Raw genomic sequence first — 13,690 nt, forward strand, 5'->3', positions numbered from 1 at the left:
GTCGGTCCTGTCGTCAGAGCCGGTGCGGGGTGAAAGATCTCTGAAGACGGATTGTACCTATTTTGTTCTCGTTCGCAAGCGCATTTTCTACTTTTGTTCTCATCCAAATCTAGGTGTTCGCCGAAGATTTGGCCTCAAGATCCGGGGTCGACCGGTTGGGAGGCATGCTTCACCGCCTGGGCGAGCTGCTTCAGGGAGAACGGTTTGGGCAGGAAGGCCACCGATTCGGCGTCCGCGATCCGCTGCCGCAGGGCATCCTCGGAATAGCCGGAAATGCAGACCACCGGCAGCTTCGGCCGCCCCTTGCGGACCTCGCGGATCAGGGTCGGGCCGTCGATCCCCGGCATCATCACGTCGGTCACCATCAGGTCGACCTGAGGATTCTCGCCGTTCAGGAGCTCGAGCGCCGCCTCGCCGGACCGCGCTTCCAGCACGGTGTAGCCCTTGCCGCGCAGCGCCCGGGCGGCGAACAGGCGCACCGGGTCCTCGTCCTCCACCAGCAGCACGGTGCCGGTGCCCGACAGATCGGTGTCGAGCCGGCGGGGTCCGTCGGCAGCGTTCACCTCCACCGCCCCGTTCCAGGCCGGCAGGTAGATCGAGAAGGTCGTTCCGACCTCCAGCGTGCTGTCGACGAACATGTAGCCGCCGAACTGCTTGATGATACCGAAGGCCGTCGACAAACCGAGCCCGGTCCCCTGCCCCAGATCCTTGGTGGTGAAGAACGGCTCGAAGATCCGCTTCTGGACGTCCGGCGGCATCCCGGTGCCGGTGTCGATCACCTCGATGAGAACGTATTCGCCCGGCGGCATGACCTCGTCGCCCTGGCGCAGCGGCCGCACGGTCTCGGTCAGGCCAGTGCGCATAGAGATCCGTCCGCCGCCCGGCATCGCATCGCGGGCATTGACCACCAGGTTGATGATGACCTGCTCCAGCTGACCGGGATCGACGCGCACCGGGCGCAGGTCGCGGCCGTGTTCCAGCTCGAGGACGACGGTCTCGCCGATCAGCCGGCGCAGCAGATGGGACAGGTCGGACAGGATCTCGGTCAGGTCCACGACCCTAGGAATCAGGGTCTGCTGCCGCGAGAAGGCCAGCAGCTGGCGGCCCAGATTGGCCGCCCGGTTGGCATTCTGCTTGATCTGCATGACGTCGGCGAAGGACTGGTCGCCGGCCCGGTGGCGCTGCAACAGCAGATCGCAATAGCCGGTCATCGCCGTGAGCAGGTTGTTGAAATCATGGGCCACACCGCCGGCGAGCTGGCCAACCGCCTGCATCTTCTGCGACTGGGCGAACTGCATCTCCAGGGAGCGCTGGTCGCTGACGTCGATCAGATAGATGACCCGCTGGGTAGGGTTGCCGCGCGGCCGCCGCACGAACATGGAGGCGACGCGCTCGCGCTCCTCGGCGCCGACGGTCACGTCGATTGGCGGCGACGTCTCGCCGGTCGGATCGGCGTCGGCAATCACCTGGCGGACCCGGGCGCGGTCCTGCTCGGCCACCAGCGGCAGGAATTCCGAACCGAGCATGGCGTTGCGTCCGCCCGGGCCGAGCCACTCCGACAGGAACCGGTTGTGACCGACGATCCGATCGTCCTCGTCGATCCGCAGGGCGCCGATCGGCGCATATTCCAGCGCGTCGACCACCAGTTCCAGCTTGGTTTCCGGCGGCTGTTCCGCCGGCTTGCGGGCGGCGGACAGGTCGGCCTGGACGACGTCCTCGGGCTGGGCGGTCAGGGTGACCGCCACCTGGCGCCCCTCGTGGTCGAAGCTATCGGTGCTCTCGGCCTCCGCCGGGTCGCGCTTGAGGACCATGAGGCGGAGCCGCGCGACGGCCTTGCCTTCGCCCGTCGCCGCACCGTCCCCCAGCAGCGCCACCGCGCCGGCATCGGCTTCCAGAAAGCGGCCGTCGCCGCCCAGGCGCACGCACCCGCGCTCGACCAGCTCTCCGTTGCCGCTTCCGCCGTCGGCCGGCTCCTCCTGGCCTTGCGAGCTCGACCAGATGCCGGTCACGGCCCGCCAGACGGACGATCCCTTCAACCCCAGTCCTGAAATCTGCGTTCCCTCCGCTTGCTCCCCGATCCGACATCCGCCGGCACCCTATGCCGACGCGCGGTTACCCTTCAGGCGGTAGACGTAGGAGATGATCTGCGCCACGGCCTGATAGTGCTCTTCCGGGATCTGCTGGTCCAGTTCGACGCCGCCGAACAGCGCCCGGGCCAGGGGCGGGTTCTCCACGATCGGCACATTATGCTCTTCGGCGACCTCGCGGATACGGAAGGCGACGTTGTCCACCCCCTTGGCCACCACGGTCGGCGCCGCCATCACCGCCGTGTCGTATTTCAGGGCGACGGCGAAGTGGGTCGGGTTGGTGACGATCACATCGGCCTGGGGCACCGCCGCCATCATGCGCTGGCGGGCCCGCTCGTGCCGGATCTGACGCAGCCGCGCCTTCACGTGCGGATCGCCTTCCGACTGCTTGTGCTCGTCGCGGATCTCCTGGCGGCTCATCTTGAGCTGCTTGGTGTGTTCGTATTTCTGATAGATGTAATCGGCGACGGCGATGATCGCCATGATCGAGGTGACGCCGATCAGCAGGCGCATCAGGAGGGTCTGGATCTCCTCCAGAAGCTGGCGCACGTCCATCTGCACGATGGTTTCCAGCCGGTCCAGCTCGGGCATCACCAGAATGACCGCGACGGCGCCGACGACCCCCATCTTCGCGATGCCCTTGAGGAACTCGACCAGGGAGCGCACCGCAAACAGGCGCCCGAAACCCTTGATCGGCGAGATCTTATCCAGCTTCGGGGAGATCGGCTCGGTGGTGAAAAGGATGCCGGACTGGCCCATGCTCGCGGCCAGCGCCAGGACGATGAACACGACGAAGACCGGCGCCATGGCGATGATCACCGATCCGAACACCTCGAACAGGATGTCGCCGGAGCTGCCCTGGTCGACCGCCATGGTGCCGGCCTTCTCCACCAGGCCGGCGAGCGGACTGTAGACCCGCAATGCGACGAAGGGACCGGCGATGCCGATGATCAGGGCCGCCCCCAGCAGCACGGCGAAGCTGTTCACTTCCTTGCTGGTGGCGATCTGGCCCTTCTTGCGCGCCTCCGACAGTTTTTTCGGGGTCGGCTCTTCCGTCTTTTCGGATTGGTCCTGATCCGACATGGGTGCGCTGTCGCCTTGCCGCGGTAAGAGCAGGATCGGTTCGGAGCGAAGCGATCCGAGCCGTCATTCGGTCGTCGACCTATTAAAGATAAAGCAAATCCGCACGACCAGATGTTTCCATGCGATCGGGATATGCCTTAGCCGGGCACCAGATAGGAGGCGATCCCGTCCTCATAATAACTGAGAAACACCTCCATCATGGTTCCAATAATGGCGATGATGATGGTGAAGCCCATCAGGATCTGGATCGGCAGACCGATGAAGAAGATCTGGAGCTGCGGCATCAGCCGGGACACCACGCCCAGAGCGACGAAGAAGATCAGCGAAAACAGGATGAACGGCGCCGAGAGCTGGATGGCCATCTCGAAGGAATCCGCCACCAGTCGGGTAAAGGCCAGGGACATGTCGTCGATCGGCAGCGGCGCGCCGGGCGGAAACATCGTGTAGCTGTCGATCAGCGCCAGGATGAGCATGTGGTGCAGGTCCGTCGCCAGCACGACCATGATCGCCAAGGTACTCAGCAGCAGGCTGATCGACGTGCCCTGTTCCTGGAGCGACGGGTTGAACACCTGGGCATTGGCCAGGCCGGTGGAGAACGAGATGATCATGCCGGCAGACGCCAGGGTCAGCAGCAGCGTGCGCCCCACCAGGCCGAAGAAGATCCCAACCATCACCTCGATGAAGATCAGAAGGAACAGTTCCGGGATCGATTGCGGCACGGTCGGCAGATAGGTCATGACCGTCGGCGCGACGGCCACGGACATCGCCAACAGGAACATCACGCGGATCCGCGAGGACACGAAGGTCTCGCCGATGCCCGGCAGCAGAAAGACCAGCGCCCCCAGCCGGGCGATGACGAGCATCAGGGCGTAGGCCTGGACGGGGAGATATTCCTGCAGCGGCATCGGCCGCGCTCCTAAGAGAGACCGATGATCTTGTCGGCCAAACCGTTGAAGAACGTGGTGATCGTCGCCAGCATGAACGGCAGCAGGATAATCAGCGAGGCGAAAACCACGAGGATCTTCGGCACGAACACCAGGGTCATTTCCTGAAGCTGGGTGAGCGCCTGAAACAGGGCGATGACGAGGCCGACCCCGAGGGCGATCAGCATGATGGGGATGCTCATGGTGAGGAGCACCAGAACCGCCTCCCGGGTGACGTCGATGGCATCGGCCTCGGTCATGCGCGCGTCCCCAACGCCAAATGCCCGGCAAATCCTGCCGGGTCCCTTTCTGCCGTCCTGTCGTTCCGGATGGCCGCGCGATCGGCGGCGGCCACCTCAGATCGGCATGCGGATGATCTCCTGATAGGCTGAGACAAGCTTGTCCCTCAGAGCGGTCACGGTCTGGAGGGTGAGTTCGGCATCGTTGACCGCGGCCACGACATCGGTCAGATCGGCCGTCCCGGCAATTCCTGCCTTCGACAGCGTCTCGCCCTTGTACATCGTGTCGATCGAGGTCTCGGCCGCGTCCTTCACGAAACTCGCGAAGTCCTTGCCGCTGACCGCCTTGTCCGCGCCGCCCGCGCCCAGTCCCGGAACGGGGGGCGTGATATCTCCGATACGTGTCACCATGACGGTACCTCCATGGGTGCCATTCTACGCGATGGGGCCGGCGCGCGAAACAGCGCCGTCCAGGTCGGTCACTGCGCCGATCAGCGCAGCAGTTCGATGGTGCGCTGGATCATCGCCTTGGAGCTGTCGATCACGCTCAGGTTGGCTTCGTAGCCGCGCTGGGCTTCCTTCATGTCCGTCAGCTCGATCAGCGCGTTGACGTTCGGCTTCTTCACGTAGCCGTTCTCGTCGGCCAGCGGATGGTACGGCTCGTAGGCCAGCTCGAAATCGCCCATGTCGCGGCCGATCTTCTTCACCGACACCAGATCCGCGTTCAGCGTGCGGTCGAGTTGGTCCTGGAAGGTGATGGTCTTGCGGCGATAGGGATCGTCGCCCGGCTTGTTGCCCATCGAGTCGGCGTTGGCGACGTTCTCGGCCACGACCCGCAGGCGGGTGCCCTGGGCCTTCATGCCGGAGGCGGAGATCTTGATGGCGTTGATGAGTTCCATGGGTCGATCCTCTCCGCTTACTGGCCGCTGCGGCCGACGGCCGTCCGCAGCATCATCATGTTCTTGTTATAGATGTTCGACGCCAGCTGGTACTTCATCTGGGTGTCGGACACCTTCATCATCTGCTCTTCCAGGGCGATGCCGTTGTCGTTCGGGTTGGTCTCGTAGACCTCGCGGGGGCGCAGTTCCTCGACCCGGTGGTCGGGCTTGCGCACGGTGCCCTGCAGGTGGGTGCCGCTGGTCGCCTGCATCTTCACCGGCTGGATGTCGCGGAGTTCCCGCTCGAAATTGACCGCCTTCAGATCCTTGGCGCGGTAGTTCGGGGTATCCGCATTGGCGATGTTCTGCGCCAGCACGGTCTGACGGTCGCCGAGCCAGTTCATCTGCTGCCGAGCCATCCGAAACAGGCTCATGTCCGACATCTGCATCTCTCGTCCCCTTCTGAGCAAGCAACCAAGGCCTTGCTTCTTTCGGTTCCGCGCTTCGACCGCCGAGGCCGCCGGAGAGCGTCGCAAAGGGATAAGCAAGCACCGTGCCAGAATGGTCGAGCCGATGGGTTGCCGGTGGGCTCCGGGCCGGATGCAGGACGGCCTGCGGATCGCTATACTGCGGCCATGACGAGGCGATCCGATACCCCAGCGACCCGCCACAGCACCGCCCCGAAGCGGCAGATCGCCATTGCGCTCAGCCACGACATCGACGGCAATACCGCGCCGACCGTGGTCGCCAAGGGCTATGGCGACATGGCGGAGAAGATTCTGGATCTCGCGTTCCAGAACAACGTGAAGGTGCGCACCGACCCGGACCTTGCCCAGATCCTGGAGGTGGTGGAGGTCGACTGCGAGATCCCGATGGAGGCCTTCGCCGCCGTGGCCGAGATCCTGACCTATGTGTACCGGGCCAACGACCGCCTGAAGGACGACCGACGGACCGAGGAGACCGGCGATGACCGATAACCCCGCCGCCTCGGCGGAGCTTCAGGCGGAGATCGACGCCGTCGCCGCGCAGATCGACGGCCTGGCCGCCGGTGCCGCGGACCGTGCCGCCCTCGAAGCCCGTGTCTCGGACCTGTGCGACGCGGTTCTGGCGCGCCCGCCGGGCGAGGCGAAAACCTTCCTGCCGGTGCTGGAGCAGCTCATCGCGCGGCTCGATGCCGCCGCCACGGTGATCCAGCAGCGTGGAGGCGACGGCGATTCGCCGGCGCCCGCCCGCTCGGCCCGATCCGCCGCCGCCGCCTATGGCGCCGGACAGAACCGCCGCCGACGTGGCTTCTGAGAGCGCCCTCCGGCGCACCGGCGCACCGGCCTTGGCAGGGCCACGCGCGCCGCAGACAATGCGCCATGGGTCTGTTCGACTACCTGCGCTTCATTCTTGCCTTCGGCTTCGTTCTGGGGCTGATCGGCATATGCTATTGGCTGGTGCGGCGGTACGCGGTCGAGCGGTTCGGACTGGCGATGAATCTCGGCAAGACCCCGCGCCTGCGGATCGTCGAGAGCCGGGTGCTCGACGGGCGACGACGGCTGGTTCTGGTGCGGCGTGACGATGTGGAGCATCTGTTGGTGATCGGCGGAGAGAGCGACATGGTGGTGGAGACCGGCATTCCGGCCCCGCCGCTGCCGGCGCCGGACGTCGCGGCGATCTCTGACGAGGGGGCGGCGCGATGACCGCGCGGCGGTTTCTCTGCCATCTAGCGGTCCTGGCCGGTCTCGCCGGGGCACTCTATGCCGCCCCGGCCCTCGCCCAGTCGCTGACCCTCGACGTCGGCGAGCCGGGCGGGTCGACCACCGCGCGGATCATCCAGCTCGTCGCCCTGGTCACGGTGCTGTCGCTGGCGCCGGGCATCCTGATGATGGTGACCTCCTTCACCCGCATCATCGTGGTGTTCTCGCTGCTGCGCTCGGCGCTCGGCACCCAGCAGGCCCCGCCGAACATCGTCGCCATCAGCCTGGCGATGTTCATGACCGCCTTCATCATGGCCGACACCTTCCAGACCGCCTGGCAGAACGGCGTTCGACCGTTGATCGAGGAGCAGATCGACGAGGAGGAGGCGTTCCGCGAGACCACCGCGCCCTTCCGGGTCTTCATGCTCGCCCAGGTGCGCGAGAAGGATCTTCAACTCTTCGAGGACATCGCCGAGGTGGGACCCGCCGAGACCGGGCTCAACGCCCCGCTCCAGGTGCTGGTCCCGGCCTTCATGATCAGCGAGCTGCGGCGTGCCTTCGAGATCGGGTTCCTGCTCTACCTGCCCTTCGTGATCATTGACATGGTCATCGCCTCGGTCTTGATGTCCATGGGCATGATGATGGTGCCGCCGGTGACGATCTCGCTGCCGTTCAAGCTGATCTTCTTCGTGCTGGTGGACGGTTGGTACATGGTCGCCGGCACGCTGGTCCGCAGCTTCGCGACATAGGGGCGGCTTACCGCCGCTTCCCACCTTCCCGGCCTCCCGGCAGTAAGAAGAGACGCCCTCAGTTCGTGGCGCTGAGCGGGCCCTGTTTCAGCTTGTCGCGGTAGCTCGACAGGAAGGCCTGGAACCGGCCGATTTCCTCGAACCGCTCCGATAGGCGCAGGAACTCGTCCGGCCCGCTGTCGGTATTGTTGGTGATCAGGCGGAAGGCCTCGCGGAACGGCGTGTCGTCCATCTGCGTGCCGTAGATCTGGCGCAGCCGGTTCAGGCCGTTGTCGTTGTCGCTGAGCGCCAGAGAGACCGCCCAATTGACGATGAAGTTCGCCTGCTCCGGCGTCAGGCGGCGGCCGTCGCGACCGGCCTCGCCCACCAGGGTGCGGAAGGTCTTCGCCGCCTCGACCCATTCCTGGGTCCGCCAGTAGATGTCGGCCCGCAGCAGCTCGGCCTCCCGGCTGCGGTCGTTCGCCAGCAGCTTCAGCGCACCCTGGGCATCGCCCAGATCGAAGATCGCCCGGGCGCGCAGGCGGCTGCGTTCGCCCGCCAGTGCCGAGCCGAGCCCGGGCGCCACACTCTCGTCCAGCGCGGCGATGGCGCTCTCGGGCTGGCGGTCGAGCAGCAGGATCAGCGCCAGACGTGCCCCGACCCGCGCCTTCTCGGTGCCCTGGAGGCGGAACTTCACCTGCCGGTCGAGCAGCCGGGCCGCCCGGTCGAGCAGATCGACCTTCACCAGCCGGTCGGCCAGGGATTCGATGATCTTGTCGCCGGCCGCGCCCACGGGCGTGAGCTCGCGGAACTGGTCATACAGCGCCAGCGCCTGCAGCGGCGTCATCGCCTCGGCCACGCCGCTGGTGAAGATGTCGCTGAACGCCTCGGTCAGCTCGAAGGCCAGGTCGCGGGTATCAGGATTATCGGGGAAGAACGTCACCGCCTGGCGCAGCGCGTCCAGCCCCTCCTCGAACTCATTCTCCTCCAGGCGCAGCCGTCCGAGATCGCGCAGCAGCTCGAACTCCACCCTGTCGCCGCGCCAGGCATAGCGCAGCTCGTCCAACCGGTCGGCCGCCTGCTTCGGCGTGATGCGGCCGTCCTCCAGCCGGTGCTGGATCAGCGCGCGCTCGGAACGCACCCGCGCCCAGCGGTCCTCGCCGTCGGCGAGCCGGTTCCATATATCCAGGGCGGCCTCGAGGTCGCCGAAAGCGTAGAGCACGCGGCCGCGCAGAAAGTCGAGCCGCGCCCGCTCGCCCGGCGTCGGATCGCCCTCGGCGATCACATCGAGGAAGGCGCCGGCGCCGCGGAAGTCGCCGGCCCGGATCGCCGCCTCGGCCGCCTGCATCGCGAGTTCGGTGGTGTAGTTCCGCGGATAGCCGCCCGGGATTTCGCCGGCCCGCGCGATATGCTCGACCGCCTCGTCCCACTTGCCCTGGCCGGCAGTCGCGGCACCGCGCCAGAGCTCGGCCTCGGAGAAGCCGTTCAGGGCCGCGTCGTCCAGATATTCCTCGGCCTCGGCGTTGCGGCCGAGCATGAAGCTGGCGGCCCCGCGCAGCGCCTTAACATCCGGACGGTTCGCCAGATCCTCGTCCGACTGGGCGATGGTCCGCAGCAGGCCGATGGCTTCCGCCGCCAGCCCGCGGGCGAAGTAGAACTGGGCGAGCTCCAGCCGAGGCCCGTTGCGCGAGATGCTGGTCGCCTCGGAAATGCGGAGTTGGAGCGCCTGGCGCTGGTTCAGGAAATCGGCGTCCGAGCCCAGGCGCCAGTTCGCCATGTCGAAGATCCGTCCCGGCGGCAGACCGGCGGTGAGCCCCTCGAACCGCCCGCCGGTGTAGACGTCGTCGGCCGAACGCGGCGCCGGGCCGGACAGAACCATGCCGGCCTCGCGGGTGATGGCGATCCCGTCGGGCAGCACGCGGACCGCGATGTCCGACCGGTTCGGCCGCACCACCACGCCCTGCAGCGATCCGAGGATCTCCATGTCGGGATACCGGCGATTGCCGTCGATACCGCGGGACAGCGGGGTGATCGGGATCAGGAAGAGGCTGTCGCCCACCTCGGGATCGTTGACCACCATCGGATCGCCCACGCCCTCGACCGGGATGAACAGCCGCGGCCCCTGGGGGCTGACCATCTGGGCGTCGATGCGGAGCGGGACGTCCGGCCGGGAAAGCTGCGGCTGCAGGTCGAGCACCCAGGCGCTCCCATCGCGCCACACCCGCGGATTGACGCCCTCGACGACCGGAATCCGAACCACCGATCCGGTCGAGGCGGGGACCTGCTGCGGTTCCCCCACGATCTCGTTCGTCAGCCCGGCCAGCTGGCTCGTATCGATGGTAACGGCGCGGTCGAACCCGACCCAGACATACCCCGCCCGCGGAAATACGACGGCGGCGGTCTCGTCTTCGAACGCGAAGCGCAGGGAAATGGCATCGGCATTGTTCAGCCGGGTGATGGCCAGCGGCGGGCCGGCGATCGGGGGCATCGCCGCCGCGGGCGCCATGTCCAGGCGCGTCGCGTCGTCCAGGGCGGTCTCGTTCCCGGCCTGGGCAGCCGGAACCGTCGAGCGGACATCCGGAAGATTGGTGACGGCGCCAGTCGGCTCGGAGCTCAGGGAGCCTTCCGGCGGCGGGGCCGTCGCGCTGCGGACGTTGTTCTGGGATGCGATCTCGGGCGTGGCCGGGACGGGTGCCGCGGCCGGAGCCGGCGCCTCGCCGGGATTGGCGCCCTGGGCTGCCGGAATTTCCGCCTGGGCCGATCCGCGCGCGGCCGGCACACCGTCGGCCGAGGGCGCCCGCTGAGCCTCGGCAGTCGGGGCAGGAACCGGGGCCGGCTGGGAACCCGCCGGGGGGACCGTGATCCCGCTCCCGTCGCGCATCACATCCACGACGACCTTCGGCCCGGACTGGAAGGCCTTGATCGAGCGGCCATCGGGCACGGGCAGCGTGACGGCGAGGCCGGTGCTCGACGGCATGCTCGCCACGCCCCGCAGCGGCTCGGGCAGCCGGCGACGCAGGGCGTCGTCGTCGATCCGCCCCGGGCGGGCGAACAGGATGCGGGCTGCGCCGGCCTGCGGCTCGACCTCGAAATCCACCGGCGCCGGCCAATCGAAGACGATGCGGTCGTAGTTGGGATGCTGTCCGGTGCGCGTCGGAATCAGCGGACCGGCTTCGGCGGCAGGGGGCTGGGGCGCAGGGGCCTGGGCCGCAGGGGCTTGAGGCGCAGGGGCCGCGGCCTGGGCTGGCGGCGGGGCGGCGGCCGGGGCCGGCGGCGGTGCCGCCTGTTGAGGGGCGGCCGGCGCGGGTTGACTGGGCGCCAGGGGGGCCGGCGCGCTGGTCCGGTCGGACAGATCGATGACGATCCGGTTGCCGTCGCGGGTGGTGCGCAGACGGTGGTTGCCGGTCAGTTCGATCACCGCGCTGCGGCCGTCGCTGCCGATCCTTCCGCCGGAGATGAACCGGCCAAGCCCGCCGGCCGCGGCGGCGATGTCCCCTTCGATCGGCTGCGAGAACCGGATCACCAGGGAATCGCCGAATCGTTCGGCGGAATAGTCGACCGAGCGCGGCCAGTCGAACACCAGCCGCTCCGATGTCGGCGTGGAACCGCCGCTGACCTGCACCGGCACCGCCAGGGCGGGGCCGGCCAGCCACAGCAGCAGGACGGCGAGCAGAGAGACGGTGCGGAGAACGGCGCGGGTCATGGCGCGCGCTCCGGAAAGATCACCACGTCGACCCGGCGGGCCAGCGCGTAGCGGCGGGCCATCTCCAGGGTCGGCGCCACGTCGCTGAACCGGCTGGCGCCGCGTCCCTCGACCGTCGGCTGGCGGGGATACCCGGTCTGCATCAGCCGGGTCGCCACTGCATCCGCGCGGGCCAGGGAAATCTCCCAATTCGAGGCATAGCGCCCGCCGCCGGTCATCGGCTGCGGATCGGCATGGCCGACCACGTCGATCCGGTTTGGCAGGGTGGCCAGTGCGGTCGACAGAATGCCCACGGCACTGCGGGCGTCCCGTGTCAGCTCGGCGGCGCCGACGGCGAAGAGCAGGTCCGCCGGCAGGGCGATGACCAGTTGATCCCCGGCGCGGGCGATCATGGCCTGGCTCAGCACCGGGTCCGCCGCCATCTTTGCCTCGAGAACCGGTTCCAGATAGCCGAGCGAGAAGCCGCGACGGGTCCGTTCCGCCGACACGCTGAGTTCCACCGGCGGCGTTTCCTTCACCGCCGACACCTCGCGGCCGAGCACGAGAGCCATGGCGCCGGCGGCATTTTCGAAGCTGGGCGTGTCGACCGTCGTCATGGCGAAGCGCAGCACGAAGAACGCCAGCATCAGCGACACCAGATCGACCAGCGTCACCATCCAGCTCGCGCCGCCGCCGTATTTGCGTCCTGCCCGGCGGCCGAGCTTGCGCTCGCCGCGGCGGACCATCGTCCGGACATGGGACAGCTCGACGGTCACGATGCCCCGCCCCCGAGCTCCGGTCCGTACGCGCCTGCCGGCCGCGTGCGGAAGATCAGGCGCACGACCTCCGGATCGAACGGCTCCAGCCCGGCGGACAGGATCGCCGGATCGACCTCATGATCGGCGAAGACGCGGACAGTCTCGCTGGCGCGGAAGACGAGCTGATCCCGGTCGCGCTGCGGCGCCGATTCCGACGCGCCGTAGAGAATCTGCAGCTCCAGAACGCTGCCCGCCGGCGGATTGTTCAGAATCGGGGCCAGACGGCCGGCGAGCCGCTCCATCACCGGAGTCACGCCGCCTGCGGCCGGGGCGTAGACCTGCCGGGCCGGGATCGAGACGAAAATCGGATTGCCGTCGGCTTCGACCTGGACTTCGACGGCCGGCAGCACCTCCCGGAAGACGGTGCCCAACGCGGAGCGAACGGATTCGCCGATCACCCTGCCGGGCTCGGCGTCCAGCAGATCCTCGGCGATGTCCGAGCGTACGGCCGACGGGAAAGCGCGCTTCACGCTCTCCATGACCCGGTCGCTGCGCCCTTCCTCGACCGTGGAAATGGCATTGAGCATGATGAAGAAGGCCAGCAGCAACAGAAACAGGCTGAGGAACAGCGGCTGGCTGCTGCCCTTGTCGGGGTCCCGTCGCTCTGCCCGGCTGAATGTCATTCGCGCCTAATCGAGGTTATCGAACAGCGCGTCGACCTCCGCTTGGCTCGTGGCCGCTCCCGGCAACTGTGGACCGTTGAGCAACCCGCTCTCCGAAGCCGACCCGTTCCCTCTTTTTTCGTCTATTTCCCGCGCTTTGTCACGTTTTGTTTCGAGCGCAGGTGCAGTCGAGGAGTCGAGCAGGGTCACGGCCTCGCGGATCGCGCTGAGACGCTGCCCCACAATGTCGCGCATCGCGGACGCCTCGAAGATGGATCCGGTGGCGGCGAAAATAGCCTCGCCGACGGCACCGCCGGCGGATTCACCGGTGTCCATCAGCATTTCCGCGGCTTCCAGTACCCGGTCGAACGCGTCCTGAAGCTCGCCGTCGGCGGCCGCGATCTCCGACAGAGCGCGTGCCAACGCGCTGTCGGCTTCGACCCCGGACTTCACCCCGCCCCGCCCGGTCGCATACTCAGAACTCGCCGATGACCGCGGTCATCTTGGTCTTGAGCGTGGCGGCGTTGAACGGCTTCACGATGTAGTTGTTCACGCCCGCCTTCTTGGCGGCGATCACGTTCTCGGTCTTGCTTTCGGCGGTGACCATGATGAACGGCGTGGACTTCAGCTTGGCGTCGGTACGCACTTCCTTGAGGAGCTGTAGGCCGGTCATCGGTTCCATATTCCAGTCGGAGATGACCAGACCGAAATCGCCGCGACGCAGCTTCTGCAGGGCCGTCGCCCCATCGGACGCTTCATCGACATTCGCGAAACCCAGTTGGCGCAGCAAATTTCGAATGATCCTCAACATCGTCTTGTAGTCGTCGACGATGAGAATCGACATGTTCATATCAACCGCCATAACCCGTCTCCTCAAGTCACTGATGCCCGCCCAAAGATGCGCGGGCGCCGCCGAATTCGGCACAACGTATGCCAGGGGGGTTAAAACCTTGTAAACGAGATTAGTG

General features: G+C 67.2%; 16 protein-coding genes. 4 read left to right on the forward strand and 12 right to left on the reverse strand.

Annotation, left to right across the window (positions count from 1 at the left end; all coding sequences use genetic code 11):
• Positions 1-134: 134 nt before the first annotated feature.
• The 7 genes from T8K17_RS23280 to flgB form a co-directional block, all read right to left on the reverse strand.
• A complete protein-coding gene (locus tag T8K17_RS23280) occupies positions 135-2,036 on the reverse strand; it encodes a response regulator (protein WP_322332107.1) in 1,902 nt (633 codons plus the stop codon).
• A gap of 60 nt (positions 2,037-2,096) precedes the next feature.
• A complete protein-coding gene (gene flhB / locus T8K17_RS23285) occupies positions 2,097-3,170 on the reverse strand; it encodes a flagellar biosynthesis protein FlhB (RefSeq protein WP_322332108.1) in 1,074 nt (357 codons plus the stop codon).
• 137 nt (positions 3,171-3,307) lie between these two features.
• Positions 3,308-4,075: a flagellar biosynthetic protein FliR gene (gene fliR, locus T8K17_RS23290; RefSeq protein WP_322332109.1), complete on the reverse strand. Its 768-nt coding sequence runs from the start codon at positions 4,073-4,075 to the stop codon at positions 3,308-3,310.
• A gap of 11 nt (positions 4,076-4,086) precedes the next feature.
• Positions 4,087-4,353, reverse strand: coding sequence for a flagellar biosynthesis protein FliQ (gene fliQ, locus T8K17_RS23295; RefSeq protein WP_322332110.1), 267 nt, complete (start codon positions 4,351-4,353; stop codon positions 4,087-4,089).
• Positions 4,354-4,449: 96 nt separating this feature from the next.
• Positions 4,450-4,743 (reverse strand): flagellar hook-basal body complex protein FliE, encoded by a 294-nt coding sequence (locus T8K17_RS23300; RefSeq protein WP_322332111.1) that lies wholly within the window; start codon positions 4,741-4,743, stop codon positions 4,450-4,452.
• Positions 4,744-4,823: 80 nt separating this feature from the next.
• Positions 4,824-5,231 carry a flagellar basal body rod protein FlgC gene (gene flgC / locus T8K17_RS23305; protein ID WP_322332112.1) on the reverse strand — a complete coding sequence of 136 codons (408 nt, stop codon included), beginning with the start codon at positions 5,229-5,231 and terminating at the stop codon, positions 4,824-4,826.
• Positions 5,232-5,248: 17 nt separating this feature from the next.
• Positions 5,249-5,644, reverse strand: a complete 396-nt coding sequence (flgB, locus tag T8K17_RS23310) for a flagellar basal body rod protein FlgB (protein WP_322332113.1) — start codon at positions 5,642-5,644, stop codon at positions 5,249-5,251.
• A 201-nt stretch (positions 5,645-5,845) separates the two neighbouring features.
• Here flgB and T8K17_RS23315 point away from each other — a divergent pair, with 201 nt between their 5' ends.
• The 4 genes from T8K17_RS23315 (at position 5,846) to fliP (ending at position 7,641) form a co-directional block, all read left to right on the forward strand.
• Positions 5,846-6,187: an EscU/YscU/HrcU family type III secretion system export apparatus switch protein gene (locus tag T8K17_RS23315; protein WP_322332114.1), complete on the forward strand. Its 342-nt coding sequence runs from the start codon at positions 5,846-5,848 to the stop codon at positions 6,185-6,187.
• Positions 6,177-6,506: a hypothetical protein gene (locus tag T8K17_RS23320; RefSeq protein WP_322332115.1), complete on the forward strand. Its 330-nt coding sequence runs from the start codon at positions 6,177-6,179 to the stop codon at positions 6,504-6,506. Before T8K17_RS23315 ends, T8K17_RS23320 begins: the two co-directional genes overlap by 11 nt.
• A gap of 65 nt (positions 6,507-6,571) precedes the next feature.
• Positions 6,572-6,895: a flagellar biosynthetic protein FliO gene (locus T8K17_RS23325; protein ID WP_322332116.1), complete on the forward strand. Its 324-nt coding sequence runs from the start codon at positions 6,572-6,574 to the stop codon at positions 6,893-6,895.
• Positions 6,892-7,641, forward strand: coding sequence for a flagellar type III secretion system pore protein FliP (fliP, locus tag T8K17_RS23330; RefSeq protein ID WP_322332117.1), 750 nt, complete (start codon positions 6,892-6,894; stop codon positions 7,639-7,641). The genes T8K17_RS23325 and fliP overlap by 4 nt, the downstream gene beginning before the upstream one ends.
• Before the next feature lie 58 nt (positions 7,642-7,699).
• On the opposite strand, the gene T8K17_RS23335 is transcribed toward fliP, so the two are convergent.
• The 5 genes from T8K17_RS23335 to T8K17_RS23355 are packed head-to-tail and all read right to left on the reverse strand — an operon-like array spanning position 7,700 to position 13,584.
• The gene (locus T8K17_RS23335) at positions 7,700-11,323 is read right to left on the reverse strand and encodes a tetratricopeptide repeat protein (protein ID WP_322332118.1); all 3,624 of its coding nucleotides are present in this window, start codon (positions 11,321-11,323) and stop codon (positions 7,700-7,702) included.
• A complete protein-coding gene (locus T8K17_RS23340; protein WP_322332119.1) occupies positions 11,320-12,078 on the reverse strand; it encodes a flagellar motor protein MotB in 759 nt (252 codons plus the stop codon). Before T8K17_RS23340 ends, T8K17_RS23335 begins: the two co-directional genes overlap by 4 nt.
• Positions 12,075-12,743 carry a flagellar motor protein MotB gene (locus tag T8K17_RS23345; protein WP_322332120.1) on the reverse strand — a complete coding sequence of 223 codons (669 nt, stop codon included), beginning with the start codon at positions 12,741-12,743 and terminating at the stop codon, positions 12,075-12,077. The genes T8K17_RS23340 and T8K17_RS23345 overlap by 4 nt, the downstream gene beginning before the upstream one ends.
• 6 nt (positions 12,744-12,749) lie before the next feature.
• Complete coding sequence (locus T8K17_RS23350) at positions 12,750-13,175, reverse strand: hypothetical protein (protein WP_322332121.1); 426 nt, start codon at positions 13,173-13,175, stop codon at positions 12,750-12,752.
• A 22-nt stretch (positions 13,176-13,197) separates the two neighbouring features.
• On the reverse strand, positions 13,198-13,584 hold the full coding sequence (locus T8K17_RS23355; protein ID WP_322332122.1) for a response regulator: 387 nt from the start codon (positions 13,582-13,584) through the stop codon (positions 13,198-13,200).
• Positions 13,585-13,690: the final 106 nt, after the last annotated feature.

Origin of the sequence: Thalassobaculum sp. OXR-137 (genome assembly GCF_034377285.1) — a bacterium.
In the GTDB taxonomy this organism is placed as follows: domain Bacteria; phylum Pseudomonadota; class Alphaproteobacteria; order Thalassobaculales; family Thalassobaculaceae; genus Thalassobaculum.

Excerpts from the sequence above, each read along its gene's own strand:
- T8K17_RS23325 (WP_322332116.1), top strand. The coding sequence starts at position 6,572 with ATGGGTCTGTTCGACTACCTGCGCTTCATTCTTGCCTTCGGCTTCGTT.
- fliR (WP_322332109.1), bottom strand. The coding sequence starts at position 4,075 with ATGCCGCTGCAGGAATATCTCCCCGTCCAGGCCTACGCCCTGATGCTC.
- flhB (WP_322332108.1), bottom strand. The coding sequence starts at position 3,170 with ATGTCGGATCAGGACCAATCCGAAAAGACGGAAGAGCCGACCCCGAAA.
- flgC (WP_322332112.1), bottom strand. The coding sequence starts at position 5,231 with ATGGAACTCATCAACGCCATCAAGATCTCCGCCTCCGGCATGAAGGCC.
- T8K17_RS23345 (WP_322332120.1), bottom strand. The coding sequence starts at position 12,743 with ATGACATTCAGCCGGGCAGAGCGACGGGACCCCGACAAGGGCAGCAGC.
- T8K17_RS23320 (WP_322332115.1), top strand. The coding sequence starts at position 6,177 with ATGACCGATAACCCCGCCGCCTCGGCGGAGCTTCAGGCGGAGATCGAC.
- T8K17_RS23300 (WP_322332111.1), bottom strand. The coding sequence starts at position 4,743 with ATGGTGACACGTATCGGAGATATCACGCCCCCCGTTCCGGGACTGGGC.
- fliQ (WP_322332110.1), bottom strand. The coding sequence starts at position 4,353 with ATGACCGAGGCCGATGCCATCGACGTCACCCGGGAGGCGGTTCTGGTG.
- flgB (WP_322332113.1), bottom strand. The coding sequence starts at position 5,644 with ATGAGCCTGTTTCGGATGGCTCGGCAGCAGATGAACTGGCTCGGCGAC.
- T8K17_RS23315 (WP_322332114.1), top strand. The coding sequence starts at position 5,846 with ATGACGAGGCGATCCGATACCCCAGCGACCCGCCACAGCACCGCCCCG.
- T8K17_RS23355 (WP_322332122.1), bottom strand. The coding sequence starts at position 13,584 with ATGGCGGTTGATATGAACATGTCGATTCTCATCGTCGACGACTACAAG.
- fliP (WP_322332117.1), top strand. The coding sequence starts at position 6,892 with ATGACCGCGCGGCGGTTTCTCTGCCATCTAGCGGTCCTGGCCGGTCTC.
- T8K17_RS23335 (WP_322332118.1), bottom strand. The coding sequence starts at position 11,323 with ATGACCCGCGCCGTTCTCCGCACCGTCTCTCTGCTCGCCGTCCTGCTG.